At 44.9% G+C, this 26,139-nt stretch carries 19 protein-coding genes; 16 read left to right on the top strand and 3 right to left on the bottom strand.

Translation table 11 applies throughout. The annotated features are described in order from the left end of the window. Positions 1–47 precede the first annotated feature (47 nt). Both EP13_RS06335 and EP13_RS19295 read left to right on the top strand, forming a co-directional pair. Positions 48–4,595 carry an EAL domain-containing protein gene (locus EP13_RS06335; RefSeq protein ID WP_044056556.1) on the top strand — a complete coding sequence of 1,516 codons (4,548 nt, stop codon included), beginning with the start codon at positions 48–50 and terminating at the stop codon, positions 4,593–4,595. A 196-nt stretch (positions 4,596–4,791) separates the two neighbouring features. Next, positions 4,792–4,962, top strand: coding sequence for a hypothetical protein (locus tag EP13_RS19295; RefSeq protein ID WP_172655504.1), 171 nt, complete (start codon positions 4,792–4,794; stop codon positions 4,960–4,962). Between the two features lie 156 nt (positions 4,963–5,118). Here EP13_RS19295 and EP13_RS06330 read toward each other — a convergent pair whose 3' ends face one another. The 3 genes from EP13_RS06330 to fadI form a co-directional block, all read right to left on the bottom strand. Next, positions 5,119–5,301: a hypothetical protein gene (locus EP13_RS06330; protein WP_231497932.1), complete on the bottom strand. Its 183-nt coding sequence runs from the start codon at positions 5,299–5,301 to the stop codon at positions 5,119–5,121. A 199-nt stretch (positions 5,302–5,500) separates the two neighbouring features. After that, positions 5,501–7,639, bottom strand: a complete 2,139-nt coding sequence (gene fadJ, locus EP13_RS06325) for a fatty acid oxidation complex subunit alpha FadJ (RefSeq protein WP_044056554.1) — start codon at positions 7,637–7,639, stop codon at positions 5,501–5,503. Between the two features lie 19 nt (positions 7,640–7,658). Continuing rightward, positions 7,659–8,969, bottom strand: a complete 1,311-nt coding sequence (gene fadI, locus EP13_RS06320) for an acetyl-CoA C-acyltransferase FadI (RefSeq protein ID WP_044056553.1) — start codon at positions 8,967–8,969, stop codon at positions 7,659–7,661. Between the two features lie 308 nt (positions 8,970–9,277). On the opposite strand from fadI, the gene EP13_RS06315 reads away from it, so the two are divergent. From EP13_RS06315 to cysQ, 14 genes are all read left to right on the top strand, one after another. Then, the gene (locus EP13_RS06315) at positions 9,278–10,234 is read left to right on the top strand and encodes an AAA family ATPase (RefSeq protein WP_044056552.1); all 957 of its coding nucleotides are present in this window, start codon (positions 9,278–9,280) and stop codon (positions 10,232–10,234) included. Positions 10,235–10,237: 3 nt separating this feature from the next. Further along, positions 10,238–11,200, top strand: a complete 963-nt coding sequence (locus EP13_RS06310) for a DUF58 domain-containing protein (RefSeq protein ID WP_044058793.1) — start codon at positions 10,238–10,240, stop codon at positions 11,198–11,200. Continuing rightward, on the top strand, positions 11,200–11,742 hold the full coding sequence (locus EP13_RS06305) for a DUF4381 domain-containing protein (RefSeq protein ID WP_052364311.1): 543 nt from the start codon (positions 11,200–11,202) through the stop codon (positions 11,740–11,742). The genes EP13_RS06310 and EP13_RS06305 overlap by 1 nt, the downstream gene beginning before the upstream one ends. Further along, positions 11,735–12,751 (top strand): vWA domain-containing protein, encoded by a 1,017-nt coding sequence (locus EP13_RS06300; protein WP_044056551.1) that lies wholly within the window; start codon positions 11,735–11,737, stop codon positions 12,749–12,751. The genes EP13_RS06305 and EP13_RS06300 overlap by 8 nt, the downstream gene beginning before the upstream one ends. 3 nt (positions 12,752–12,754) lie before the next feature. Continuing rightward, complete coding sequence (locus EP13_RS06295) at positions 12,755–14,707, top strand: vWA domain-containing protein (protein ID WP_044056550.1); 1,953 nt, start codon at positions 12,755–12,757, stop codon at positions 14,705–14,707. Beyond that, complete coding sequence (locus EP13_RS06290; RefSeq protein WP_044056549.1) at positions 14,708–16,444, top strand: BatD family protein; 1,737 nt, start codon at positions 14,708–14,710, stop codon at positions 16,442–16,444. Between the two features lie 67 nt (positions 16,445–16,511). Further along, a complete protein-coding gene (locus tag EP13_RS06285) occupies positions 16,512–18,356 on the top strand; it encodes a DUF885 domain-containing protein (RefSeq protein WP_044056548.1) in 1,845 nt (614 codons plus the stop codon). A gap of 171 nt (positions 18,357–18,527) precedes the next feature. Next, the gene (locus EP13_RS06280; RefSeq protein WP_044056547.1) at positions 18,528–19,085 is read left to right on the top strand and encodes a sigma-70 family RNA polymerase sigma factor; all 558 of its coding nucleotides are present in this window, start codon (positions 18,528–18,530) and stop codon (positions 19,083–19,085) included. Next, the gene (locus EP13_RS06275; protein ID WP_044056546.1) at positions 19,078–19,782 is read left to right on the top strand and encodes a DUF3379 family protein; all 705 of its coding nucleotides are present in this window, start codon (positions 19,078–19,080) and stop codon (positions 19,780–19,782) included. Before EP13_RS06280 ends, EP13_RS06275 begins: the two co-directional genes overlap by 8 nt. Before the next feature lie 242 nt (positions 19,783–20,024). Then, positions 20,025–21,950 (top strand): GGDEF domain-containing protein, encoded by a 1,926-nt coding sequence (locus EP13_RS19365; protein ID WP_269746860.1) that lies wholly within the window; start codon positions 20,025–20,027, stop codon positions 21,948–21,950. Positions 21,951–22,087: 137 nt separating this feature from the next. Continuing rightward, positions 22,088–23,596, top strand: a complete 1,509-nt coding sequence (putP, locus tag EP13_RS06265; RefSeq protein WP_044056545.1) for a sodium/proline symporter PutP — start codon at positions 22,088–22,090, stop codon at positions 23,594–23,596. Between the two features lie 239 nt (positions 23,597–23,835). Continuing rightward, the gene (gene cysD, locus EP13_RS06260; protein ID WP_044056544.1) at positions 23,836–24,750 is read left to right on the top strand and encodes a sulfate adenylyltransferase subunit CysD; all 915 of its coding nucleotides are present in this window, start codon (positions 23,836–23,838) and stop codon (positions 24,748–24,750) included. Continuing rightward, positions 24,750–25,346: an adenylyl-sulfate kinase gene (gene cysC, locus EP13_RS06255; RefSeq protein WP_044056543.1), complete on the top strand. Its 597-nt coding sequence runs from the start codon at positions 24,750–24,752 to the stop codon at positions 25,344–25,346. Before cysD ends, cysC begins: the two co-directional genes overlap by 1 nt. Continuing rightward, complete coding sequence (gene cysQ, locus EP13_RS06250; protein WP_044056542.1) at positions 25,347–26,138, top strand: 3'(2'),5'-bisphosphate nucleotidase CysQ; 792 nt, start codon at positions 25,347–25,349, stop codon at positions 26,136–26,138. The last annotated feature ends 1 nt before the right edge of the window (position 26,139 follow it).

The raw sequence follows: 26,139 nt of genomic DNA, 5'->3' as shown, positions 1-26,139 counted from the left end.
TCCTAATAGAAATTATAATGATAAGGTGTAATGCCAAAGGTGTGTAGGTGCGCTCAACCCTAGCTTGCTCAGTATTGATATTGTGGCTGCAAATCATCGGAACTTTTTTCTCCGATGCGACAGCTATAGAGGTCGCTGACCTTCAATTTACTGAATTAAATAAACAAGATGGTTTATCCAATACTGTAGTGCTTGATGTAGCTGAAGATAACAAAGGCTATATTTGGCTGGCTACTATGAACGGATTAAACCGCTATTCAGGCTACGATATCCAACAATATCATCCGTCAGATATTGACCCCAATGCGCTGCCTAGTGGTTTGATTCACAAATTACTGGTAGACGACAACGGTGACCTTTGGGTAGGCACGCATTCAGGACTAGCAAAATACCGCCCGTTAACCGACGATTTTGAACGTTTCACCAAAGACAACACTGTAATGAAGTTCGACTCGGTGATGGCCTTAGCGCAAGGTGAGTCTGGCGAGATTTTATTTACAGATCCCAAGTACCTGTATTCTCTTGACCCCAAAACGGGTGTCGTAAAAATAGTGACCCAACTTTATTCCACGCCAGTGGGAACGCGCGTAATTTTTGACGAACCAAACAGAATCTGGGTGGGTTCTAATCAAAATTTTGCACTCATATACGATAAGTCGTCTGGAACTCTCTATCAAAGTGACCAAATCAATCCTTGGGGTATTTTCTTAACGGATACAACAGTCAATGATATTAAGATACTGGATAACCACTACTGGCTAGCTACCGATAATGGTGTCATCGTACTCGCTGCCAATGGCAATGTGGTTAATCATATTAAATTCTCAGAATTTGGCTCAGACAGTCATGTTCTTATTACTACCATCCTCACTGTTGGAAATAGGCTATGGCTAAGCTCAAAAAATGATGGCGTTTTAATAGCCGACTTTATTGACAACCCCTCCACGCAACTTGATGGCAGTTCCTTTACACGAATCAATGCGGACAACGGTCAACTAACAGGCTTAACAGAAGACTTTATTTTTTCTTTACACGAAGATAGGTCGGGTAGCATTTGGCTAGCCACCTCTCAAGGGGCCTTTAAGTACAATAAAACCTATTCACAAGTTAAGTTCTTCCCGAGCACCAGCACCCAACAAAGCTCCGCGGAAAGCGCTATCATCTGGGGCCTTGCTGAATCCCGTGATAACAGCGTTTTCTTTGCTTCACAGCAAAATGGTATTGGTAAATTAGAAAAGGTCAGTGGCAATATTAGCTACCTCCCTTCTCGCCCAGAAAAAGCAGAAAATGTTACCTATTGGGACCTTGTGATCGACAGAAACGATGGCTTTTGGGCAGCCGCCTCTAACGGCCTTAGAAAGTATCAATACACGCAAAACACCTTGGTCTTAGAAGACACCTTTTTTGAGGGTAACTTTGTCGACTATATCCATTACGATGGTCAGTCGTTATGGGTTTGGTTAGTAAATAAAGGCCTGCATTCTGTGGATACGACAGCAACTGCCAGCGACACTGGCAGACATGCAATAACGGCGTATGATATTGGTATTGAAGATACGTTCCATCTTCCTATTTACACTGACAGTGCTGGCAATATATGGTTGCGCCACGAAGAAGGGTTAGTTTTGTTTAACCCCAAATCCGGCAAAATTTTACGTCGCCTCGATTCTACCAATGGGTTAAATTCACTGGTATATAGCGTGTATGAAACAGCAGAATCCTTCTGGTTAACCACCCGTTCTGACGGGGTGGTCGAACTAGATAAAACAACCTACAACGTGGTGCGAAAACAAGCCCGGGACGATAAAGATGGCTATATTTTCTCTTCCATTGGCATAAACAATGCTATTTGGTACGCAGACAGCGCTGGCGTACACCAAGTTGAATTACCGTCTTTACGTGAAATAACGACGGTGTCGAATATTCAGTTAGAGTTTAACTCTTTAGGTGAAAGTGCGGTGTTAGCCACTGACACGGGAGACATTTATTTTGGTGGAAATAAAGGGTTTAACAAAGTAAGAGCAAGAACCCAAAGAAATACCAAAGCCATGCCCCCTACCCGCTTACCTGAACTTTTTGAGTTTAGTGTATTCGGGCACTCCTCTTCTCCCTTTGAACTTGGCACAAACCAAACAAAAGAGAAAGGATTATCTCGTCGACAGAATATTACCTATACGTCCAGCACCCTGCTAGAGCACCATGAATCTCGCTTTAGTATTTCATTTGGTTTACTGAACCCTTTGTACCCAGAAGAAGTGCAATACAGGTACAAACTGGCGGGCTATGACAAACTGTGGACAAATATTGGGGGACAGCACACTGCCCAGTTTAATAATGTGTCTTTTGGTAATTACACCTTTGAAGTACAAGCAAAAGAGCCAGGTAAAAACTGGTCGCCCAGCCGTAAACTAACCATTCAAATTGCGCGCCCACCCTGGTTACACACTGTTGCATTGGTATTTTATGCGCTGCTTCTTACCGTGGTACTTGCCTTTGTTATTCGCCAGTATCAACTGAGAAAATCTAATCAATTGGCCATCAAAGAGTCTGAAGAGCGGTTGAAGCTAACCCTGTGGAGCTCTGGCGATGAGCTGTGGGATTGGGACGTTTATCGCGGCCAAGTTTATCGGGCTAATACCTGGGGTACACTGGACTTTCCTCAGGATGACATTAGAACCACAGGCGCCTTTGACGCCAATATACACCCTAATGACATTCAGCGGGTCAAAGATGCGTTAAGAGCGCACTTAGAAGGAAAAAGTGACTTTTACGAGTTAGCTTACCGAGCCAAAACTTTCAAAAATCAGTGGGTTTGGATATTAGATAGAGGGAAAGTGGTTGAAAGGGACCACAATCAGCAACCCGTAAGGATGACAGGAACGCTAAAAAATATTAACCACCTGAAAGAGGCCGAAGAACAACTTAATTTGTTTAAGCGCTCTATTGAAAACATTTCAGAAGGCGTATTTATTACCAACACGCAATTTAAGTTTATTTCAGTGAACAACGCCTATTGCCAATACACGGGAGAAACCCGTGAGCAGGCCTTAGCCAGCTACATGAACTTCCACCTTTACCCAGATGCGTTCACAGAAGAAATTAAAAAAACCTTAAGGACTAAAAGCAATTGGTCTGGCGAGGTAGAATCTGTGCGCATGAATGGCGAACGCTTTGAGATGGAGCTAAATATTGATGCCGTGCACGACGAAGACGGGCGCATCAGTCATTTTGTAGGTGTATTTAGCGACATTACCTCTCGTAAAAGTACCGAAAAAGAGCTATTAAAGTTAGCTAACACAGACCCGCTTACTGAACTGCCTAATCGGTCTTTCTATCAGGCAAGCCACCAAAACTTAGTCAGGAAAGCCGCACCACACACCTTGCTATGCTTAGACATGGATAACTTTAAAAAGATTAACGATTCATTGGGGCATCAAACCGGTGATATTTTAATTAAGCAAATTGCGAAACGTCTTCAGCGTATTACTGGTAAAAATGCAACCTGTTACCGCCTAGGGGGAGATGAGTTCAGTGTATTAATGGAAGACAGTGCCGATATACACACCGTTACCCATTACGCCCAAAATTTACTCGATACTTTGTCTCGCCCGTTTATTATAAATAAACAAGAATTTGTATTAGGTGCGAGTATTGGCATTGCATTTTTCCCCAACGACGGCACTACACCACAAGAAATGCTGAAAAATGCCGATACGGCCATGTATTTTGCTAAGAACAATGGCGGCAATAGCTATCAGTTCTTCAGTGGCGAGATGAACCAAAACGCGGTCCGACAGTTACAAATTGAAAACTTGATCCGCCAAGGTATAAAAGATGATTTATTTACAGTTTATTATCAACCCAAGGTAGATATTGCGTCTGGGAAGTTGGTAAGCATGGAAGCGCTAGTGCGCTTTGAACACCCAGAAAAAGGCATAGTAAGCCCTGGGCAATTCATTCCATTGGCCGAGCAGACCGGCCAAATTATCGAAATTGGAGAACAAGTCTTACGAAAAGCGTGTGCGGATACGAAGCGCTGGGTTAACCAAGGTATATTCACCGGCAGAGTGGCCGTGAACATCTCCGCCAAGCAATTCGAACTGCCCGACCTAGATGATAGAATCAACAAAGTGTTGAATGAAGTAGGCCTGTCGCCTTTACATCTAGAGTGTGAAATTACTGAAGGCACTCTGATGGAAAACCCAGAGAACGGGCTAAGAATGATGCGCCGGCTTCGTGAAAAAGGAATTCATTTAGCGTTAGACGACTTTGGTACAGGCTATTCGTCCCTCGCCTACCTAAAACGCTTCCCGCTAAACACACTAAAAATAGATAAAGCGTTTATCGACGATATTGCCAAAAGTAACGTAGACCGGCATATGGCTGCCGCCATTATCAGCATTGCCCATAACCTCGGTCTAAAAGTAGTAGCTGAGGGTGTCGAAGACGAACAGCAGCTCAGTATCTTACGCCGCTATGACTGTGAAATGCTGCAAGGTTTCTTGTATAGCCGCCCCATTAATGCCGATCGCTTCGAAAAACTGCTGTCGGAAAACCAACAGTTACACAACCTGCTAGGGCATTCAAATATTTGACCCTCTCCTTTAGTCTATTAGACAAAAGCGGCAAAAAAACGTCAATAAAATAGCCTCTCCTTCAAAAAATCAACTTAAGCCACTGTATTTAAAGCAAAATAAAAACTGGCACAAGTTTAGCTTATACCTCTGTACCGATGAAAACCTTTTCCGTCGGCTTTGTTTGTTCAAAAATAAAAATCAGAGGAAAATGAGAATGTTAAAAGAATATGCTGTTGCACTAGTATTATCTACCGCTGCCCCTGTTGCTGCTGATAAACAAGAAGGCGCTGATAAAGCCCCTGAGCAGAAAAAAGAAACAGTGTCTCAACCACACAGCTACCGCCCAAAATCAGGTAATGGTGTGGGCTGGCCTTACGCTATCTAAGACTGAGAAGTATTCATAAAAGAGAGAGCATAGACTCTCTTTTTTTATGCTTACTATGTAGGAAGGAGATTTACACACGCAGACACGCTGTACGGCGAATTGTGGGTAGTCAGGCATACGCGATTAGGTATGATTACCTTTGGCCCTAGAGACGTGTTACGCAGCCATATACAGGTTATTGAAACCTACGGCACGGCGCCAATGAATATGTTTAGCAATGCTATACATGGGCAAAGATGCAACGCCAAAAACCACCCCGGCACACCACCACCGCTTAGCCGGCATTCCCCACTTTAACGCCTCAATATACAGTAAACCGCTGATCACTAAATTAATCATTAATATTGTCCACATTATTCAGTAATCACTCTCTATCTATAAAAACGCAGTTAACTTCTTAATTGAACGCCAAAAATTTGACACTTAATGTTATTTATGATGCGGAATTTACCGCAAAATTGATGAATAAACCATCACTTTTGGCGCATACGCACAAAAAAGCCGGGGCAAGCCCGGCTTTTAACATTTTAACTACAAATTAATAAAATGTTTCGCCACCCTCGGCCATTTTCACCAGTAAGTCCGCAGGAGAAAATTTGTCACCTACGGTGCTCGCATAGTGATTTAATCGAGCGACAACATCTGATAGACCAAGGGTATCCATATAACGGAAAGGTCCGCCTAAGAACGGCGGGAATCCAATACCGAAAATAGCGCCGATATCTCCGTCTCTGGCATTTCTTATGACGCCTTCATCAAGACATCGGGCCGCTTCGTTTAGCATCATTAACACACAACGTTCAGCCACTTCTTTTTCACTCAGTTTTGAGGATGGGGATAAACCAAGCAATGAGTAGATGCTTTCATCCACTTCTTTCCCCGGCTTTTTGCCTTCGTATGAGTAAAAACCTTTTTTATTCTTCTTCCCTTTGCGGCCATCAGCAAGGACTTTGTCAAAAGCAGATGGCGCTGTAAAGCGATCGCCAAAGGCTTCAACTAAGAATGGGATAATTTTCGTTCCCACGTCAATACCCACTTCATCAAGTAATTTAACAGGCCCTACTGGGAACCCAAACTTAACCAATGATTTATCAATATGCTCAATAGGTTCTCCCGCTAGAATGAGGCTCGCAGCTTCATTCATATAGGGGGCAAGAATACGGTTAACATAAAAACCTGCGCCATCTTTAACTACAACCGGTGTTTTGCCCTGTTTCTTTGCAAACTCAACGGTAGAAGAAATCACTTGGTCAGAGGTTTTTTCATGTGCAATAACTTCGGCTAACGGCATTTTGTCTACTGGAGAAAAGTAGTGTAGACCTATCACGTTTTCTGGGCGCGCCGCTTTCGCAGCAATTTGCGTAATAGGAATAGATGACGTATTGGACGCAAAGATCGTACTTTCTTGACAATGAGCTTCAATATCCGCCACCATCTTTTGCTTCAAATCTAAATCTTCAAATACCGCTTCCACGACAATATCGGCATCCTGATAGCCACTGTAATCCAAGGTGCCCGTGAGTAACGCCATTTGTTTTTGCATTTCACTATTGCGAATAAAGCGTTTTTTGACTTTTTTATTTAATATGTCGTAGCTGTACTTCATTGCATTAGCAATCCCCTCAGCACGCACATCTTTAATACGTACAGGGACACCGGCTTTTGTTGACGTAACGTAAGCGATTCCGCCTCCCATTAAACCGCCACCCAGCACGCCTACTTTATTCATTTTTTCAGGCTTAACACCCTCAACACCATTTTCTTTCTTCATCTCTGTAGTAGCGAAGAATATTTGACGAAGTTGGAAAGATTCTGGCGTCATGACCAGCTTACCAAAGGCTTCTGCTTCAGCTTTTAGGCCTGCTTGAATACCATCATTAACGCCGGTTTCAATCACGTCGATAATGTATCCAGGCGCGGGATAATTACCCTTTGTTTTCGCAAAGGTAGCTTCTCTCGCCTTTTTAAACATCATGCTTTTACCTGGCCCGGTATTTTCTAGCATTTTGTTCATCAGACCTTTTTGTGGCGCTTCACGCTCAGGCTTGCGTTTTAACGCAAACTGTTCAGCAACCTCAAGCAACACACTATAGGGAACAACATCGTCAACAATGCCGTATTTTTTAGCTTGCTTCGCCCTAACAGAAGAGCCTGTTAGCATCATTTTCATGGCTTGTTGAATACCAATAAGGCGAGGTAGACGTTGTGTTCCTCCACTTCCCGGTAACAAACCCAGTTGCACTTCAGGCAAACCAACTTGTGTGCTCGCTGCATCAGTACAAATTCGGTAATGGCAAGCAAGGGCAAGTTCTAGCCCGCCACCTAACGCCGGACCATGAATAGCAGCAACAAACGTGGCTTTCATGTTTTCGATACGGTCAAATATGGCCTGACCACCGGCGGCAATTGCGGTTGCATCTTCAGCGCTCTCGCACGCTGCCAGCATTGAGATGTCTGCACCAGCAACAAATGAGTTAGATTTTCCGCTGGTTAACACCACCCCTTTAATACTGCTGTCGCCATCAATATCATCAAGCATCGATGAAATTTCTTCACCAAATTCGGCTTTAAGCGTGTTCATAGACTCGCCAGGCACATCCATTGTCAAGATGGCTACGCCGTTGTCTTGCTTGGTTAGCGTAAATGCACCAGAAGCTGGTTGAACGTCATTTGTCATGTCTATTTCCTGACTCATCTTATTCTGTCTCCACAATCATGGCTGCACCTAGACCACCTGCAGCACACGCAGTAACAAGGCCCGTTCCGCCGCCTCTACGATTCAGTTCATTGAGCATCTGCGTAATCATACGCGTACCTGTTGCCGCAAATGGGTGACCATAGGCGATAGAACTACCCATTACGTTAAACTTGTCCATATCGATTTCGCCAGTGGCTTTAGTACGTCCTAGCTTCTCTTGGGCAAATTTGTCGCTAGCAAACATCTTAACATTGGCAAGGGTCTGCGCAGCAAACGCTTCGTGCATTTCTATCAACGTTAAATCGTTTAATGTCATTCCTGCGCGATCAAGGGCAATTGGCGTTGCGTAGGAGGGTCCCATCAGCATATCTTCCCAAACATCAATAGCAGAAAATGCATAGCTTTTAATGTAGCCTAATGGTGTGTAACCAAGCGCTTTTGCGCGACTCTCTGTCATCATTACAACTGCAGAGGCCCCATCGGTTAACGGTGTAGCATTAGCCGCTGTAACCGAGCCATACTTTTTGTCAAACACTGGACGCAGTTTTGCGTAGCCTTCTAACTTAGAGTCAAAGCGTACGTTATTGTCACGCTCTAGTGCGCCTTTGTAAGGTTCAGCATAAGCTGTCATGACTTCACCTGACAGTTTGCCCGCTTCCCAACTCTCTGCCGCTAAGCTATGAGAACGGTGAGCCAATTTGTCTTGATCTTGGCGAGAGATTTGATGGCTTTTTGCCATTTGCTCTGCCGTTTGCCCCATAGATAAGCCGGTTGAGTATTCCGCTACCGCAGGAGGCACAGGGGCCAGGTCTTTTAAGCCTAAGCGCTTAAAGATATTCAGTTTTTGACCCAGTGTTTTTGTCTTTTGCAAATCGACCAAAGCGCGGGCAAGGTTTTTTGATACACCGATAGGTGAGACAGATGTGGAGTCGGCTCCACCGGCTATACCTACCTGGACAGTGCCTGCCATCATACTTTCAGCGATGTTTACAGTGGATTGAAAACTCGTCGCACACGCTCGTGAAACACTATAAGCATCGGTATGAACGTTCATGCCGGTGCCCAAAACAATTTCACGAGCAATGTTGGGGGCCTCTGGCATTTGCACGACTTGGCCGTATACCACTTGGTCAACCCACTCTTTTTTAATGCCATGACGCACGAGAAGCTCGTTAACGACCATTTTACCTAAATCGACTGCTGGGACACCGTGGAAGTATGTTGCCATTTTCGCAAACGGAGTACGAAGCCCCGCGACAATGGCGATGCGATCACCCTCTCGGGTAGTAACTGATTGTTTTGTAGCCATATTGCACCTAAGTTAATGACCGAGACTTACGCAATTGCAAGTGGTCTGACCTGTAATGAACCTAATTTTTACAAACAATGAACAAAATAGCAAATTATCCACCCCTTCATCATAGTTTCAGCTGAAATCTTTACCGTCTTATAGCAGAATTTCATGAGAATCGATTTATGGCCTTGAGATTGGGTAAAATGAACCATATATGAAAACCATAGTCTGTTTTGTATAAATCTTCATGAATGCCTAAGTTCCCCTTAGGTTTAACGACTAAATTTTTCCTATAACTAGAATTTTAACGGAACGTTTGCATTATGGCGGCACAGCAGTTTCAGCAATTACATGCGTACTTAGATCAGCAGATTATTGGTCAAAGTGCACTTACAAAAAGTATTCTTATTGCACTATTGGCCGATGGGCACCTGCTCGTGGAAGGTCCTCCAGGACTTGCCAAGACACGTGCTATCAATGCATTAGCCAATGGCGTAGACGGCGATTTTCATCGCGTTCAGTTTACCCCAGATTTGCTTCCTGCCGATCTTACTGGGACAGATATCTACCGCCCTGAGACCGGTGAGTTTGTATTTCAAAAAGGCCCTCTTTTTCATAATTTAGTGCTAGCCGATGAAATTAACCGGGCACCGGCAAAGGTTCAGTCAGCCTTATTAGAAGCCATGGCTGAGCGTCAAATTACGGTAGGCAGTAAAACTTACCCGCTGCCCCCACTGTTTTTAGTAATGGCAACACAAAACCCGCTAGAGCAAGAAGGGACTTATCCCCTACCAGAAGCGCAATTAGACCGCTTCCTCATGCATGTGGATATTGATTACCCAGACGCACAAACCGAGTTGGAAATACTTAGACTTACTCGTGGAGAAGCCCTGTCTGCTCCTCCTGTGACACCGCCTACGCTTTCACAAGAAGATATCTTTAGTGCAAGAAAAGCGGCCCTGGGTCTGCATATGGCACCCGAGCTAGAGCAATATTTAGTGCAGCTTATTATGGCCACCCGTAAGCCTGAACGTTTCGATGCTAACCTGGCTCAATGGATTGCGCTTGGCACGAGCCCGCGCGCCACAATTAGCCTCGACAAATGCGCTAGGGCCCATGCCTGGTTAGCCGGTCGAGATTTCGTCGGCCCGGATGATATTCAAGCAGTTGCGCACAATGTATTGCGCCATCGTATTATTTTGTCTTACGAGGCTGAAGCTGAGGGCGTTACGGTTAATGATGTTCTCGATAAGATTGTTGCTACCGTCGCAGTTCCATAAATGATGAATACCCTAACCACTCAACTGCAATTGTTGAAAAGCAATGGCGTTAGCCTCTCTACGCCTGAGCTACTTCGCTACCAACAGTTGGCAAAACTGTTTAGCTTAGTGCCAAAGCGGGCACCACAAGCCAAACTTGCCGGTAGCTACCTTACTAAACATAAAGGTAGAGGCATGGAGTTTGACGAAGCCAGACATTACCAACCCGGCGATGATATTAGGGCAATTGATTGGCGTGTAACGGCAAGAACAGGTAAAACACATACAAAAATTTATCGCGAGGAACGGGAGCGTCCTGTCTTTCTTTTTTGCGACTTTTTGCCCTCAATGATGTTCGGCACGAAGCTACTGACTAAATCCGTGCAAGCCGCCCATACGGCTGCACTCATAAGTTGGTCTGCTGCTGCCCGTGGCGACAAAGTCGGCGCAATTGTGTTTAACCAAGCACGGCACAAGGAAGTTAAACCTTTGACCCGCAAAAAAGCGGTTTTGCATATATGCCACGAGCTTAAAGACGTTCATTCATCAAGTCTTGCTTCCACGGTAAATCGTGAGGAAAGCCTTAACGCCTTTGCTGACGCATGTGCAAGAGCAAGGCGTTTAGCTAAACCAGGCAGTTTGGTTTATCTTGTGTCCGACTTTCAAAATTTAAGTGCGAAAGCGCTTCAACACCTTAGCCAGTTAACCCGACATTGTGAAGTCCGCGCCATCGTAGTGGAAGACCCAATCGAATTAGCCTTACCATCCACGACAAAAATACAAGAAGTTAAAGTCTCCGACGGCACAGATCAACAAAGTTGGTTACTAGGCGACAGCAACGAACAAAAGGCATACGAGCAATGGCGTGCAAAAACCCGGCAAGATACAGAACACACCTTGAAGAAAGCGAACATCGCGCGATTTCACGTGTCATCGGGTTTCCCACTTGATCAACAGCTTCAAGCCATGCAACGGGAAGTGATGTAATGCAAATGAGCCCGAACGCTGCGCAAACCGATCCACTAGCGCAACTAAAAGACATTCACCCTCCTTCACAGATAAACTGGTGGCCTCTCGATTGGGGATGGTGGACACTGCTGGTTCTACTTCTCGTCGCCATTAGTACTTTAGCGGTGTTTTGGTTACGACGCCGCGCATTTAACCGCGCCCGCAAGGCTGCTCTTGTTGAGCTATCAAACATCAGCGAAACCGATGCAAATTGGCCTATGCAGATAAATAGCCTATTAAAGCGCACCAGCAAAAGCTATTTTTCTAACGAAGATGTCGCCAGCCTTTATGGCCGTCCTTGGTTAGAATTTATGTTAGCCCAAGTCGCTAAATCTAAACTTGGTACATGTAATGAGGGGCTTAAACAACTGACACAACAGCTGTATTCACCTTCGGTAGACGCTACGCAATTTACACGTTGTAAAAGCGCAGCAAAGCACTGGCTTAAACACGCCAACTTTAAGAAAAACAATCGCCGCGCTCATGCGTACACATCCTCCGCGGAGGTAAGTCATGTTTGAATTTGCTTGGTGGTGGGTGCTCTGCCTTATTCCCCTCCCCTTTATCATTCGATGGCTTGTTAAACCCAAGCAAAAAAGCGCCTTAGCAGCGCTGAGAGTGCCAGCTTTAAGACCCAACATGGTTACTAGCATCCAGGCAACTAAATCTCGTAAGGTACCGCTTTTGGTCGCCTCTGCCATATGGCTGGGGCTTGTACTTGCAGCCGCACGCCCCCAGTGGCTGGGGGAGCCTATAAGTATACCTAGCGAAGGTCGTGAAATGATGTTGGCTGTCGACCTTTCAGGCAGTATGAAAATTGACGATATGCAGTTAAATGGCCGTCAAGTGAACCGTCTCACCATGACAAAATCAGTGCTATTTGATTTTATCAAGCGAAGAGTGGGCGATCGACTTGGCTTGATTCTGTTTGCTGATACTGCTTATTTACAAGCACCGCTTACCTACGACAGAGATACTGTGGCAACCTTATTAAGTGAATCTGTGATCGGTTTGGTGGGCGAACAAACTGCCATTGGTGATGCGATAGGTTTAGCAGTCAAACGGTTTGATGAAAAAGATGAGTCAAACAACGTTCTTATTCTACTCACTGATGGGCAAAATACGGCGGGTAATATTACCCCTGAGCAAGCGAAAACCTTAGCCATAGAAAAAGGGGTAAAAGTTTACACCATTGGAGTTGGGGCAGATCAAATGCTGATTCAAAGCTTTTTCGGTAGTCGGCAAGTCAATCCATCTCAAGAACTCGATGAAGACATGCTTATGGACATTGCCGAGTCGACAGGTGGAAAATACTTTAGGGCAAGAGACGTCAATGAACTAGAAGCTATTTACGCCACCTTAGATACCCTTGAGCCCATTGAAGGCGAAACACGTAAAATGCGGCCACTGACCTCTTTATTTTATTACCCCTTAGCATTGGCTTTCATTTTGTCACTGGGCTGGGCGCTGGTTCACTTACTTACGGGCGCATTGCGCCAGCTTAGGTTACCCAAAAAGGAGGTTGAATAAAGTATGCCACTTCACGATTTTCATTTTATTCGACCTGAATGGCTTTGGGCTATTATCCCCACGCTGTTGGTTTGGCTGTGGTTAACTGTTTCGCATAAAAAACAATCGGGCTGGCAATCGGTTATTCCAGCACATCTATACGATCACATGTTGGTAGGTCAAACACAAAAAGTCAGGAAGCCCGCGTATTCAGTTTTACTTGTAGTGTGGATAATTGCTCTTTTAGCCCTTGCAGGCCCCACGTGGGAGCGCTTGCCACAACCGGTATATCAACTGAAAAATGGCCATGTCATTGTGCTTGATATGTCGTTGTCTATGCGCGCCACTGATGTCACTCCTGATCGCATGACTCGCGCTAAATACAAAGCCATCGACCTTGTAAACTATATAGGCGAAGGTGAAATGGGCCTCGTTGCCTATGCTGGAGACGCATTCGTCATCAGCCCTTTAACGAAGGATGCACAAAATATCTCCGCCTTATTACCCAGCCTCTCACCAGAAATCATGCCGGTTCCTGGCAGTGATCCACTGTTAGGTATTGAACGGGCTGCAGAGCTACTTACTAATGCAGGCTACAGTAAAGGCGCCATCTATTGGATTACCGACGGCATTGATAACAAACAGCAAACTGAACTCCAACGCTTTGTGAAGACGTTACCTTTTACGCTTAATGTACTTGCAGTGGGAACCAAAGATGGCGCACCAATAAAACAGGTAAATGGCGAATTGCTTAAAGATGCCAGTGGCGGCATAGTCGTCCCAAGGGTCAATGAGAATGCTATCGCCAGTATTGCACGTGCAGGAGGCGGAACTTTTCAACGTTTGGCCACCAATGATAGTGATATTAAAGGGTTGGTGTCAGTAGATCGATTTTCCTCAGACAGTGAATCTTCCGAAAGTGATGACAGCAAAGATAACAATGGCGACAGATGGAGCGAGCTAGGCCCTTATCTCCTGCTACTACTATTGCCCTTTGTTGCCTATGGATTTAGGAAAGGGGTGGTGATTTGCTTACTAATAGGTTTGTACCTGCCACTTTCCACGGAAACCAGCTATGCGCATACAAGCGCGCCGGTTCAACCCACCACTGAAAATGAAAGCCCGCCTTTGTCGTGGTGGGAAAAACCATTTTTGAATCGCGACCAGGAAGGCTTTGCTCACTACGCTGGCGACGACTTTGGTAATGCGGCAAATACGTTTAAGAGCCCCCAATGGCAGGGCGCTGCACATTATAAAGCGGGCAATTACGAAGATGCGCTGCGTGCATTTGAACAAGTAGACGGCGCTGACGCACTTTATAATCAGGGTAATGCCCTTGCTAAAATGGGCGATCTCGATGCAGCCATTGAACGATATCAACAGGCATTATCGATAGACCTCGGCCACAAAGATGCCGCAGAGAATAAGGCTTTGCTTGAAGCATTGAAAAAGCAACAGGAGCAACAGCAGCAGCAGCAGCAGCAGCAGCAACAAAATGGCGATGACAATCCTCAGGATCAATCTGAAAACGGAGATAGTCAGCAAAATCAAAACAATGAAAATCAAACTGACGAGAATCAGCAAGGTAATGGTGATCAGCAGTCTCAGTCGCAACAAAATAATGAAGCGGGTGAGCATCAAGACGGCCAAAGTGGGGATCAACAAAGCGACACTGATGAGCGAAATTCCCCATCAGAGAGTGAAAGTCGCAATGCAGAGGACCAAGATTCTGACACTGAAAATGAGGCTCAACCCCCTCAACAATCTGCGCAACAAGAGCAGCAGGACGGCGCCGAACAGCCTGTTCAAGGGCAAGCCGGTGAACTCACCGATGAAGAAAAAGAACAACAACAGCGAATAGAGAATTTAATGCGGAAAGTTCCTGATGACCCTGCGTTTTTATTAAAACGAAAAATGCAGCTAGAAGCACAAAAACGACAACGTCAGCGCATGCCTTCAAACCGGAGTGATTGGTAAATGAGAGCGTTAATATTCACATCCACCTTGTTTCTTATGGTATTCCACAGTGTAGTGGCAATGGCAGAGGTAGAAGAAGTTCAAGCAACCATAGATAAAAACCCAGTTATGGTAGACGAAGCCATACGGCTAACTATCACGGCAAATGGTAGCGCCAATCGAGATGCTTTTGACAGTTCCGCGTTACTTAAAGACTTTGTGGTGGGTCGAACTTCCGTCAATAGCCAAACATCCATTGTTAATTTTGATACTAAGCGAACCACAACCTGGGTCACTACCCTCTTTCCACGTAAAGAAGGCAGCTATACCATTCCTTCATTTACCATTGAAGGAAAACAGACTCAGCCTATTACGGTGAAGGTGATCCCTGTTCAACAATCAGATAAAGTGGCTCGAGACTATTTTGTGACCACTGACATCGATCTGCAAGAAGCCTATTTAAATCAACAGTTACTCTACACCGTGAAGTTACACCTTGCGTCAAACATTGAACGAGGAAGCCTTCAAAGCCCAGAAATGCCCAATGCTGATATTCGTCAATTGGGTGATGATGCGCAGTACACAGATATTATCAATGGCAGACGCTATCAAATTATTGAACGGAAATTTGCCATAGTGCCGCAAGCATCTGGCGAATTTACCATTCGCGGCCCAATCTTTACAGGGGAAGTCGCAGCGCCAAATACGAATCAACGGTTCGGATTTTTCAATCGTACGCAACAGGTAAACAGAGTCGGGCCTGACATTACCATTCAAGTAAACCCTATTCCTAAGAACATCGACTACCCCTGGCTTCCCTCAGAAATGGTACGTTTAGACGAAGAGTGGCCGCAAGGAGAGACCTTCACCGTTGGCGAGCCCATCACTCGCGTGGTAACACTTACCGCGATAGGTGTGGTAGAAGAGCAATTGCCTGACATTCCTGAATTCTACCCGCCGAACTTCAAACTTTATCCCGATCAATCATCCACGACCACGGTGGAGAAAGATAATGCACTCATCGCGCAACGAATGTCGTCCCTTGCCCTTATTCCTACGCAAGCGGGCAATATCGTGCTCCCTGAAGTCACTATCCCTTGGTTTAATACTGTGACTGAAAAAACCGAGTATGCCACGCTACCTGCCAGAACCGTTTCGGTGTCGCCTGCCGCACCGTCAGTCGCCGGCCAACCGTCACAAAGTGCGCCTTTACCCTCGTCAGCGTTGGATAACCCAACGTCTCAAGCGCCAGAAAAACCAGATTCATTCGATACGGATAACAAGCCTGCCAGTGACATCTCGTCTACACCTTCCTATTTGACATGGCTGTTTGCTGTGTTGTGGGTGTTAACCGCTATGGGTTGGGCGATAACCTACAGAAAACGCCGTTCCCTTTCCACCAGCAGCTCAGCTAGCCTGGTGTCAACGGGTAAAAATAGCCTATCTGAAGCAGACGCGTTCAAACAGTTAAAGCAAACAATACGCACAAAAAACAGCCAGGATATCAGTGCTGCACTACAGCAATGGTTGAAATTACTTTACCCGGACGCTAAGGGTATTATCAGCCCCTCTCAGTTTACTGAAACACAGGGCATTCAACAGCCATACAATGATCTACTTAGTGCGCGATTTGGTAAAAGCAGTACGCAATGGGACGACAAGGCCTTCGTTCAAGCAATTGAAGTTGCCAGAAAAAAAGCAAAGGAAAGTCAACGCGCAGGGCCTCAGTCCCTCGCACCACTTTACCCGAGTGTTTGAGCGTTAACCCACTAATAAAATAATAAGCAGCAGTAAAACTGCTGCACTTATACCTTAGGGAGACACCATGAGTATAAAAACGATAGCCTATTCGTCACTGGCATTGCTAGTCGCGGCCACCACTGCTTGCACCCCGGCTTCCCCTCCACAAAACACCACTGTTAGTGCCGAAGCTGATGGACCTGCAGGTCAGACTGAATCCCAACGTTTGCAAGCCTTTTTCGAGCGCACTTTCGACGAAGATCTTAAACGCTCGCCTACTTTTCAAAGTCGTCTTGGGAAAAAATGGGATTATGATAAATGGGACGACGTTTCTGAAACACAAATGGACAGTCGCGTAGCCATCCTTAAAAACAGACTTGAAACCATTGAGCACTTCGATACCGCTAAATTGTCGAAGCAGGAACAACTCAGTCTTCGCTTGTTTAAGCTAGGGATAGAACGCGACCTTGCAAATGACAAATTTCGGCATCACAAGTATATCGTGCATCAGTTTCGGGCTGCCCATACCCAAATACCCAGTTTCCTGATCAATATTCATAAAATCAATTCAAAAGACGATGCCAAAGCCTATATAAGTCGACTCGATAATGTACGTACCTATTTAGGTCAGGTTATTGGTCAAATGAAGCTGAGAGAGGAAGCCGGCGTATTCCCACCCGCTTGGGCATATGACCAAATGATTAAGGCATCAAAAAATGTCATTTCCGGCGCGCCTTTCGACACCAGTGACACTCCCTCTACCCTGTGGAAAGATTTCCAAAATAAAGTGAGCCAATTAACCATAGATGAGGCGGAAAAAAATACATTATTAGGTGAAGCAAAAGCAGCGTTAGTCACGTCTGTCATGCCGGCCTACGAGAACTTTATTGATGCCTTAGCTCACCAGAAAACGCTGTCTCCCGAGGGAGACGGCGTTTGGCGTTTACCCGATGGAGAAGCCTGGTATCAAAATCGCCTGGCATGGTTTACGACTACCGATCTTACCGCTGATGAGGTTCATCAGTTAGGCTTAGACAATGTCGAACGCATCCACAACGACATGCGCAAAATTATGAAACGTGTGGGATTTGAAGGTAGTTTACAAGACTTCTTTACATTCATGCGAGAAGATCCGCAATTCTACCTTCCAGCGACCCCAGAAGGGCGTCAAGCGTACTTAGACACGGCAAAACAGCGTATTGACGAAATGCGAGAGGCGCTACCAGACTATTTTGGCATACTTCCGTCAGCGCCCATGATAGTCAAACGAGTAGAAGCGTTTAGAGAACAATCCGCAGGCAAAGCGTTTTATCAAAGCCCTGCGCAAGATGGCAGCCGTCCCGGTATTTATTACGCTAACCTTTACGACATGAACGCGATGCCGACCTACCAGCTAGAAGCCCTCGCCTATCACGAAGGAATTCCGGGTCATCATATGCAGCGAGCTATCGCTCAAGAATTAGACGGCATTCCCCAGTTCCAAAAATTTCTTTCGTTCACTGCCTACACTGAAGGTTGGGGCCTTTATACTGAAGAACTAGCGAAAGACATGGGGTTTTATAGTGATCCTTATGCAGATTTTGGACGCTTAGCGATGGAATTATGGCGAGCATGTCGTTTAGTGGTTGATACGGGTATTCATGTCAAAAAATGGTCTAGAGAAGAAGCGGTAGATTATTTGGTGGCGCAAACCCCTAATGCCAAATACGATGCACAAAAAGCTATCGAACGGTACATTGCTATGCCGGGCCAAGCCACCGCTTACATGATTGGCAAACTTAAAATTATGGAACTTAGAAATAAAGCCATGGAAGAACTTGGCGATAAGTTTAGCTGGCAAGGCTTCCATGACCAGGTTTTGAAATACGGCCCTGTTCCATTATCAATACTGGAAGAAAACGTTAATCAATGGATTGCCGAGCAGAAATAGCTATCTTACGCGTTGGCATTGCGATTCAGATTTAAACAGGCACATAGACAGCCTAAGCTGGGCAATGCCCAAAAATCGCCGATAAACCATATGAATGAGCACTTTAGGTTAAGTTTAAAGTGCTTTTTTTATGCCATAATAAAATTCTAATAGAAAATATCGGATTTTTTAATGTTTGCACGAAATAGATCTGAGGGTGTTCAGGTCTTATCCAGCATGAACGCAAAACAAAAAAGATATGAGGCGCTTGTAAAAGCTTTTCATGCAGACATATATCGTTACGCCTACTGGTTGGTCAAAGACAGAAGCGTAGCTGAGGACATTGTGCAAGAAACATTTCTTCGCGCATGGCGCTCCCTTGACGCGTTAAATGACGAAAAAGCAGCAAAGTCTTGGCTAATTACCATACTCAGGCGCGAAAACGCCCGGCGATTCGAGCGTAAGCAATTAGACGTTGTCGACATTGAGGATGTCAGTATTCACGATGATACCCAGCGCGCTGATGAAGATATTCAAGACAGAGAGCTTCACCGACTCCTAGGTAGCTTAACATTGGAATATAGAGAGCCTTTGATACTTCAGCTTATCTTTGGCTACAGTGGAGAAGAGATTGCTAATCAACTCGGTTTAAACAAAAACACCGTGATGACGCGATTGTTTAGAGCTAGGAATCAATTAAGAGAATCACTGGAAAATGAGAGTGAACAGCGAGGTCGTATAAATGGATGAGTTAGAATTTAGGCGCAGAATTTATGCCGATCCAGAAACGACTGACAACGACGTTGTCGATGCTGCAAAACAGGACGACAACAAGCGTAAATTTTGGAATGAGCAAATTCAGCTAGACCGACAATTAAGAAAAGCGGTGAAGGTTGATGTACCAGAAGACTTATCCCATCGTCTTATATGGCAACAGTCCGCAAGCGAATTCAAACGGTATCAAAAACGCAGTAGATGGTATATGGCATTAGCGGCATCGGTGGCATTTACCTTTGGTATTGGATTCACAATGTGGTACCACCAGCCAATCAGCATTGGCGGACAAGCCTTGGCTCATATGCAATATGCAGAAACTGAGCGAGCGCATTCCCTGCTGCCAGTGAACTTAGAGATGGTAAACGCAAAACTCGCCAGTTTTGGCGCTAGCTTTACCGACATGATAGGTGATGTGGAAGTGGCTAATTACTGCCATTTAAGTACCGTTAGAAGCTTGCACCTTATTGTGAATACGCCACAAGGAAAGATGTCTGTGTTCATCGTACCTGAGCGTGGGGATATTCGTGTACCGAGTGAGTTTGACGACAAGCAATATCACGGTGAGAGCATGGAGTTAACCCATGCCAATGTCATGGTTGTAGGCAGTAAAGACGCTGACCTCAGTGAAATGAAAAAGCAAGTGTCGGAAAAAATCCAATTCTCGATTTAATCAGTAAGCTATTGAAAATAAAAATTTAAAGTCGGCCCAGCAGGCCGATTTTTTATTTTCAGTACTGTCCTCTCGTACAGGTATTCAAATGCCCCGAGATAACCTATACTAAGGTCTAACCAGTTACAGTAAACTAAAACTCACCTGCTTTATGGCAGTTGTTAAGTAGAAGTAGAGCTCATTGTATGTATGCGCCCTGTTGTCACCTAAAAATAAAATTCAGACCCTACTTAATCCTCTTTTTGGCTTTAGTATTTTCAGCCTTTCCCACCACCGCCAATATCAACCAGACGGCTGAAGAAGAAAAGTTTCGCCAATTGGGCAATCTTGTAAACACAGTCGTTTATATGTGGAACAGTCCATTTGGGCTTAGTAATGACGAAATAACCTCACTCATTATTAAAAGTAATATTCAGCAAGACAGTTCAACGCTAGGCAGTGTTATTCGAGCTGTACTCTATGAAATAACAGCAACTAATTCAGACACTCCAAGGTTACCTATAGAACCAATAGGTAGCGTGTCGGCGTCTGATTGGAAATATGTGAAAGAAATAAATGTTAAGCGATACGTTGCATTGAGAGCCCTTTTTATCCTATCTCAAGCAGCCAACCGCTATGTTGAAAATAGTGAAAGGTTAAAACATAGTATTCCGCAGCTTTATGTTCTAAAAAAAGAAGCATTAGAAACCGGAGAGCCCGAAGCTGCGGCTGTAGCGAGTATCTGGCTTGCCATGGAATACTCGGAACTAAACCCTATGAAAGCCGTTGTCGAACTAGAGTATGCCCTACCCTACCTTTTGCCTTTCGATGAAGAATATAGTTTAGAAACAATTCTTGATAAGAAGCTTGCACACTCTTGGCTTGCCGACGCCTATGTCAGCTTAAATATCGTAAACCGGGCATTGAAGCATCAACAATACGCGCTAGAAGAAGTAAAGAAACACTCAGAACTAAACGCTTACCACTTTACAGGTGTGGTCAATGCATTTGTGCAACTAAGAGAGTTTGATAAAGCGATTGAAATGGCAGAGGAAGCCAAGCAAGTTTCTAAAGAAAACCTCAGTCTTGAACAAACACTTTATAGTCTTTGGCTTCAAACCAATATCTATTTACAAAGAAACACAACGCTAGATCGTGCAAATATATTATCCCTCACAGAAAACTTAGCTAAGTACAAAGATGTTCAATTGCCAAATAGTATTGCACCCGCCTATGAAGAATTGAGCGCAATTCGTGCGGCAATAGTAGGGTCAGAAAAAGAATTCGAAAATACAATTTATCGCTACGTTTCAACTATGAATGAGAGAGCAACCTCTTCTTTTTACGATACGCCCATCCAATTGAATAAGCATCAGCAGCTTAGAAACATCTATAAACTAAGGGGCGATTTTGAAAAAGCTCTGTTTCATCAGCAAGAATATGAAAACTTGCTGGTGCAATCTCGCAACTTGCCGGAGCAACTTGATAACCTTGTCAACGACTCTCCTTTAGAGCGTGATATAACCATTAGCAAACTGCAAAGGCTGGCGCTCAGTAAAGACAAACAAAACCTCGCTTTAAAAGCAGAACGACTACAAGCCATATTGTTTGGTGTGGTGGCGGCGTTAACCACCTTGCTACTGTTTTGGTTCTGGCGTGGTCAGCGCTCGAAGGCGAAACTCGGCGACATTGATGATCTTACCGGTGCCTTTACCCGCAGAGCCATGTTTCGAGCCGTGTCGAAACCGATGAGTTCTAAGGTGACTTCTTGTCTAGTACTTATCGACCTTGATCATTTCAAACGAATTAATGACAGGTTCGGCCACGTAGTGGGCGATGAAGTATTGTCTACCTTTGGTAGAGTTACCCGTGAACGTATTCGCAAAACGGACACCTTTTGTCGGTATGGCGGAGAAGAGTTTTTGCTTTATTTGCATGACACCAATGAAGACAACGCAGCTACGCTGCTTAAAGATATAAAACGTTCTATGGAATTACACACCCACTGGCAAGCAACCGACGAAGTTTTCTCAGTGAGTTTTTCAGCCGGAGTGGTCGAAATTAAAGGCGAGAAGAATATCGAAAAAATTATAAAAGCTTGCGACCACCTGCTTTATAAGGCGAAAAATGCCGGCCGAGGCAAAATAGAAACCGTATCAATACAAAGGTATTTCACAGAGCAAGTTTAACCCCAGTGTAGTTGCTACTCGCCTTATATAATCCTTTATTTCCCCAACATCGTATAGAAATCGTGCAAGGTGTTCCACTGGCATAGAGACTCTGCGCCATTGGTGTTAGCATGAAATAAAAAACACAGGGAATTTATATGGATACTGGCACGATAATCTCGTTGGGTTTGTACTTTGTAGTGATGCTAGGTATAGGCTTATTTGCTTACCGGCAAACAGACACCAATGTTGAAGGCTATATGCTAGGTGGTAGACAATTAGGCCCTGCTGTCACAGCATTGTCTGCTGGCGCCTCTGACATGAGCGGCTGGATGTTAATGGGCTTACCGGGCGCCATGTATGTATCAGGCCTCTCTGCTGGCTGGATAGCTGTAGGGCTTACACTCGGTGCACTGGCTAATTACATGTTAGTGGCCCCCCGACTCCGCGTTTACACCGAAGTCGCCAATAACTCAATCACATTACCTGACTATTTCGAAAACCGCTTTAACGATAATTCACGATTATTGCGAGTTATCGCATCGGTGGTAATTGTTATCTTCTTTACGCTTTACACTTCATCAGGCGTTGTGGCTGGCGGAAAACTCTTCGAAACCTCTTTCGGTTTAACCTACGAAACCGGCTTATACGTTACCGCAGGTGTGGTAGTGGCCTACACCTTGGTGGGTGGTTTTATGGCTGTCAGCATGACCGATTTCGTGCAAGGCTGCATTATGTTCATTTCGTTAATCATGGTGCCTGCGGTGGTGATTACCGAACTCGGTGGCATAGGTGCATCTATAGATGCTTTGGACAACATTAATCCCGCATTATTTGATGCCTTTATGGATGCCTCTTCAAACGAAGCACTTACCTTTATTGGCATTGTGTCGCTCATGTCTTGGGGGTTAGGTTACTTTGGACAACCTCATATCATTGTGCGCTTTATGGCAATTCGTTCTGTTGATGATATCCCCACGGCGCGTAACATAGGCATGAGTTGGATGATTGTGTCTATTATCGGGGCCTTAATGACAGGTCTATTCGGGCTGGCATATGTCACAGGCAACAATAACACCATAGACCCTGAAACGGTGTTTATTTACTTGTCGCAAATTTTGTTTCACCCCTTCATTGGTGGTTTTTTACTCGCCGCAATCTTGGCCGCCATCATGAGTACTATTTCATCTCAGTTGTTAGTTACCTCAAGTTCATTGACTAGCGATTTTTATCAAGCATTCGTGCGCCGCGATGCTACCGATAAAGAATTGGTCATCGCAGGAAGAGTAAGCGTGGTGGCCGTAGCACTTGTGGCTATTTTTCTTGCCTACGACAGAGACAGCACTATCCTCACCTTAGTCAGTAATGCATGGGCGGGCTTTGGTGCGGCATTTGGTCCACTGGTACTATTTAGTTTGTTCAAACGAGAAATGACCCGTCGCGCTGCGCTCGGTGGCATGGTCGTGGGAGCGGTCACAGTATTACTTTGGATTTACTTACCCATCGAAATTGCAGGGCAACCTTTAGGTGACTGGATGTACGAAATTGTACCTGGGTTCATTCTTTCGAGTTTAACCATTATGATTTTGAGCAAATCAGGTACGCCTCGTGACGGCGTGGTGAATACCTTCGATTTATTCCAGCAAAAACTAAACGCAAGAAAATAGCTTAACCGTTACTCATAAGAGCCCCAGCAAAGTTTACCTTTCTGGGGCTTTTTTGTCTCTATTCTCCCTCCGCGTGTGACTTATGCTTCAATTGCATGACAGATTTATTTCTTGGAATAACAGAAGTATTTTAAATATCAAAATGGCATTAGCCAGGGACTAAATGAATATGTTATCTTCTATGCAGAAAAATAACCCGCATATAACTTTTTTGCATATAACATAAATCGGACTTCAAAATGACTGCTAGTATCCCGTCTGTAACGCATTTGAAACAACTCGAAGCCGAGAGTATCCAAATTTTCCGTGAAGTCGCCGCTGAGTTTGAAAACCCAGTGATGCTTTATTCTGTTGGAAAGGACTCTTCTGTATTGCTTCACCTTGCCCGTAAAGCCTTTGCCCCGGGTAAAATCCCCTTCCCGCTTTTGCACGTAGACACCACCTGGAAATTTGGTGAAATGATCAAATTCCGCGACGAACAAGCAGAAAAGCACGGCTTTGACTTGCTTGTTCACATTAACGAAGAAGGTGTTGAGCAAGGTGTTGGCCCCTTTACTCATGGTTCGGCTAAACACACTGACATCATGAAAACAGCTGCACTAAAGCAAGCGCTGAACAAATACAAATTCGACGCAGCATTTGGTGGAGCACGTCGAGATGAAGAAAAATCACGGGCGAAAGAACGTGTTTACTCATTCCGTGACGAAAACCATCGCTGGGATCCAAAAAATCAGCGTCCAGAACTTTGGAATATCTATAACTCGCAAATTAATAAAGGCGAGAGCATTCGCGTATTCCCAATGTCTAACTGGACTGAGCTAGACATTTGGCAATATATCTACCTTGAAAACATTGATATTCCTCAATTGTACTTGTCTAAGCCTCGCCCAGTGGTTGAGCGAGATGGCGTACTTATTATGGTTGATGACGATCGCATGCCACTTGAAGAAGGTGAAGTCCCAGAAATGCGCTCTGTACGTTTCCGTACGCTAGGCTGTTACCCACTTACAGGTGCGGTAGAGTCAGAAGCCGCCACCTTACCCGAAGTTATTCAAGAAATGCTTCTTACTAAGACCTCTGAACGTCAAGGCCGTGTTATCGACCATGACAGTGCGGGCTCTATGGAGAAGAAAAAAATGGAAGGGTACTTCTAATGGCCACCGACAATGTTGTTTGGCATAAGCACGAAGTCAATAAAACAACACGTTCTGAAAAGCTGAACCAAAACCCACGGGTGTTTTGGCTTACAGGCCTTAGCGGTTCAGGTAAATCGACGCTAGCCAATTTGCTTGAGAAAAAGCTTCACGAGCAAAACAAGCACACGTATTTACTTGACGGTGACAACGTGCGCCACGGACTTTGTGGAGACTTAGGCTTTAGTGATAAAGATCGTGTTGAAAACATTCGTCGCATTAGCGAAGTCGCTAAGCTATTTGTAGATGCTGGAACCCTTGTACTCACTGCGTTCATTTCCCCTTTTAAGGCGGATCGTGACTACTGCCGCAGTTTGCTTGAAGAAGGTGAATTTGTGGAAGTCTTTATCGACACACCTCTTGAAGTTTGCGAGAGCCGCGACCCTAAGGGTTTATACAAAAAAGCGCGTAGCGGAGAGATTAAGGATTTCACCGGTATAGATTCGGCCTATGAAGCGCCAGAAGCGCCGGAAATTCACCTCACCTATCAGGATGAGCCAGCAGAGCAAACCGTTGAACGTTTGTATGCTTTGCTGCAAGAAAAAGGACTCGTATAAATGTCAGTGCCGATTAATTCATTAACCCAATCCATCTTGGGTATAGCGAAAGACGCTGGTGCAGAAATAATGGCGATTTATGAAAAAGATTTCGCTATTTATGAGAAACAAGACACCAGCCCTTTGACAGAAGCTGATTTAGCCGCACATAACGTCATTGTTAACGCCCTTGAGTCAGTTTCAGATTTACCTATTTTGTCTGAAGAATCAGCAGATATTGCATGGGATGAACGTAAAAGCTGGCAATCTTATTGGCTGGTTGACCCCCTAGATGGTACCAAAGAGTTCATTAAGAAAAACGGTGAATTCACAGTTAACATTGCCCTTATTGAAGACGGTAAACCTACCCTGGGAGTTGTGTATGCTCCAGCGCTTAATAAAAGTTATGTCGGCGTAGTAGGTGAAGGTGCATGGACAGAGGTAGACGGTGCATTCACCCCGATTTCTGCTCGTAAGCATGACGGAAGCGAAGTATGGAAGATTGTGGGCAGCCGCTCACATCAAAGCCCTGAAATACAAAACTTGCTTGCCCAATTATCTGGCGACACTGAACTTGTGGCCATGGGCAGCTCGCTTAAACTGTGTTTAGTAGCAGAAGGTGAAGCGCATCTTTACCCACGCTTAGGCCCTACGTCTGAATGGGATACCGGTGCAGCTCATGCTGTGGCTCTCGCCGCAGGCGCGAATGTCACCGTTCTCGACCCAGCAAACCCACTAGATAACAATGCTGATGCTTTGACCTATAACCAAAAAGAATCAGTGTTAAACCCCTTTTTCCTTGTGAGCGCATAAC

Source organism: Alteromonas australica (assembly GCF_000730385.1).
GTDB classification, from domain to species: Bacteria; Pseudomonadota; Gammaproteobacteria; order Enterobacterales; family Alteromonadaceae; genus Alteromonas; species Alteromonas australica.
Note: the sequence above shows the minus strand (reverse complement) of the source record. Positions and strands in the feature narration are given on the sequence as shown.

Bases quoted from the DNA above. Each gene is read 5' to 3' on its own strand.
- EP13_RS19295 (WP_172655504.1), top strand. From the start codon at position 4,792: ATGTTAAAAGAATATGCTGTTGCACTAGTATTATCTACCGCTGCCCCT.
- EP13_RS06330 (WP_231497932.1), bottom strand. From the start codon at position 5,301: ATGATTAATTTAGTGATCAGCGGTTTACTGTATATTGAGGCGTTAAAG.
- fadJ (WP_044056554.1), bottom strand. From the start codon at position 7,639: ATGACAAATGACGTTCAACCAGCTTCTGGTGCATTTACGCTAACCAAG.
- fadI (WP_044056553.1), bottom strand. From the start codon at position 8,969: ATGGCTACAAAACAATCAGTTACTACCCGAGAGGGTGATCGCATCGCC.
- EP13_RS06315 (WP_044056552.1), top strand. From the start codon at position 9,278: ATGGCGGCACAGCAGTTTCAGCAATTACATGCGTACTTAGATCAGCAG.
- EP13_RS06310 (WP_044058793.1), top strand. From the start codon at position 10,238: ATGAATACCCTAACCACTCAACTGCAATTGTTGAAAAGCAATGGCGTT.
- EP13_RS06305 (WP_052364311.1), top strand. From the start codon at position 11,200: ATGCAAATGAGCCCGAACGCTGCGCAAACCGATCCACTAGCGCAACTA.
- EP13_RS06300 (WP_044056551.1), top strand. From the start codon at position 11,735: ATGTTTGAATTTGCTTGGTGGTGGGTGCTCTGCCTTATTCCCCTCCCC.
- EP13_RS06295 (WP_044056550.1), top strand. From the start codon at position 12,755: ATGCCACTTCACGATTTTCATTTTATTCGACCTGAATGGCTTTGGGCT.
- EP13_RS06290 (WP_044056549.1), top strand. From the start codon at position 14,708: ATGAGAGCGTTAATATTCACATCCACCTTGTTTCTTATGGTATTCCAC.
- EP13_RS06285 (WP_044056548.1), top strand. From the start codon at position 16,512: ATGAGTATAAAAACGATAGCCTATTCGTCACTGGCATTGCTAGTCGCG.
- EP13_RS06280 (WP_044056547.1), top strand. From the start codon at position 18,528: ATGTTTGCACGAAATAGATCTGAGGGTGTTCAGGTCTTATCCAGCATG.
- EP13_RS06275 (WP_044056546.1), top strand. From the start codon at position 19,078: ATGGATGAGTTAGAATTTAGGCGCAGAATTTATGCCGATCCAGAAACG.
- putP (WP_044056545.1), top strand. From the start codon at position 22,088: ATGGATACTGGCACGATAATCTCGTTGGGTTTGTACTTTGTAGTGATG.
- cysD (WP_044056544.1), top strand. From the start codon at position 23,836: ATGACTGCTAGTATCCCGTCTGTAACGCATTTGAAACAACTCGAAGCC.
- cysC (WP_044056543.1), top strand. From the start codon at position 24,750: ATGGCCACCGACAATGTTGTTTGGCATAAGCACGAAGTCAATAAAACA.
- cysQ (WP_044056542.1), top strand. From the start codon at position 25,347: ATGTCAGTGCCGATTAATTCATTAACCCAATCCATCTTGGGTATAGCG.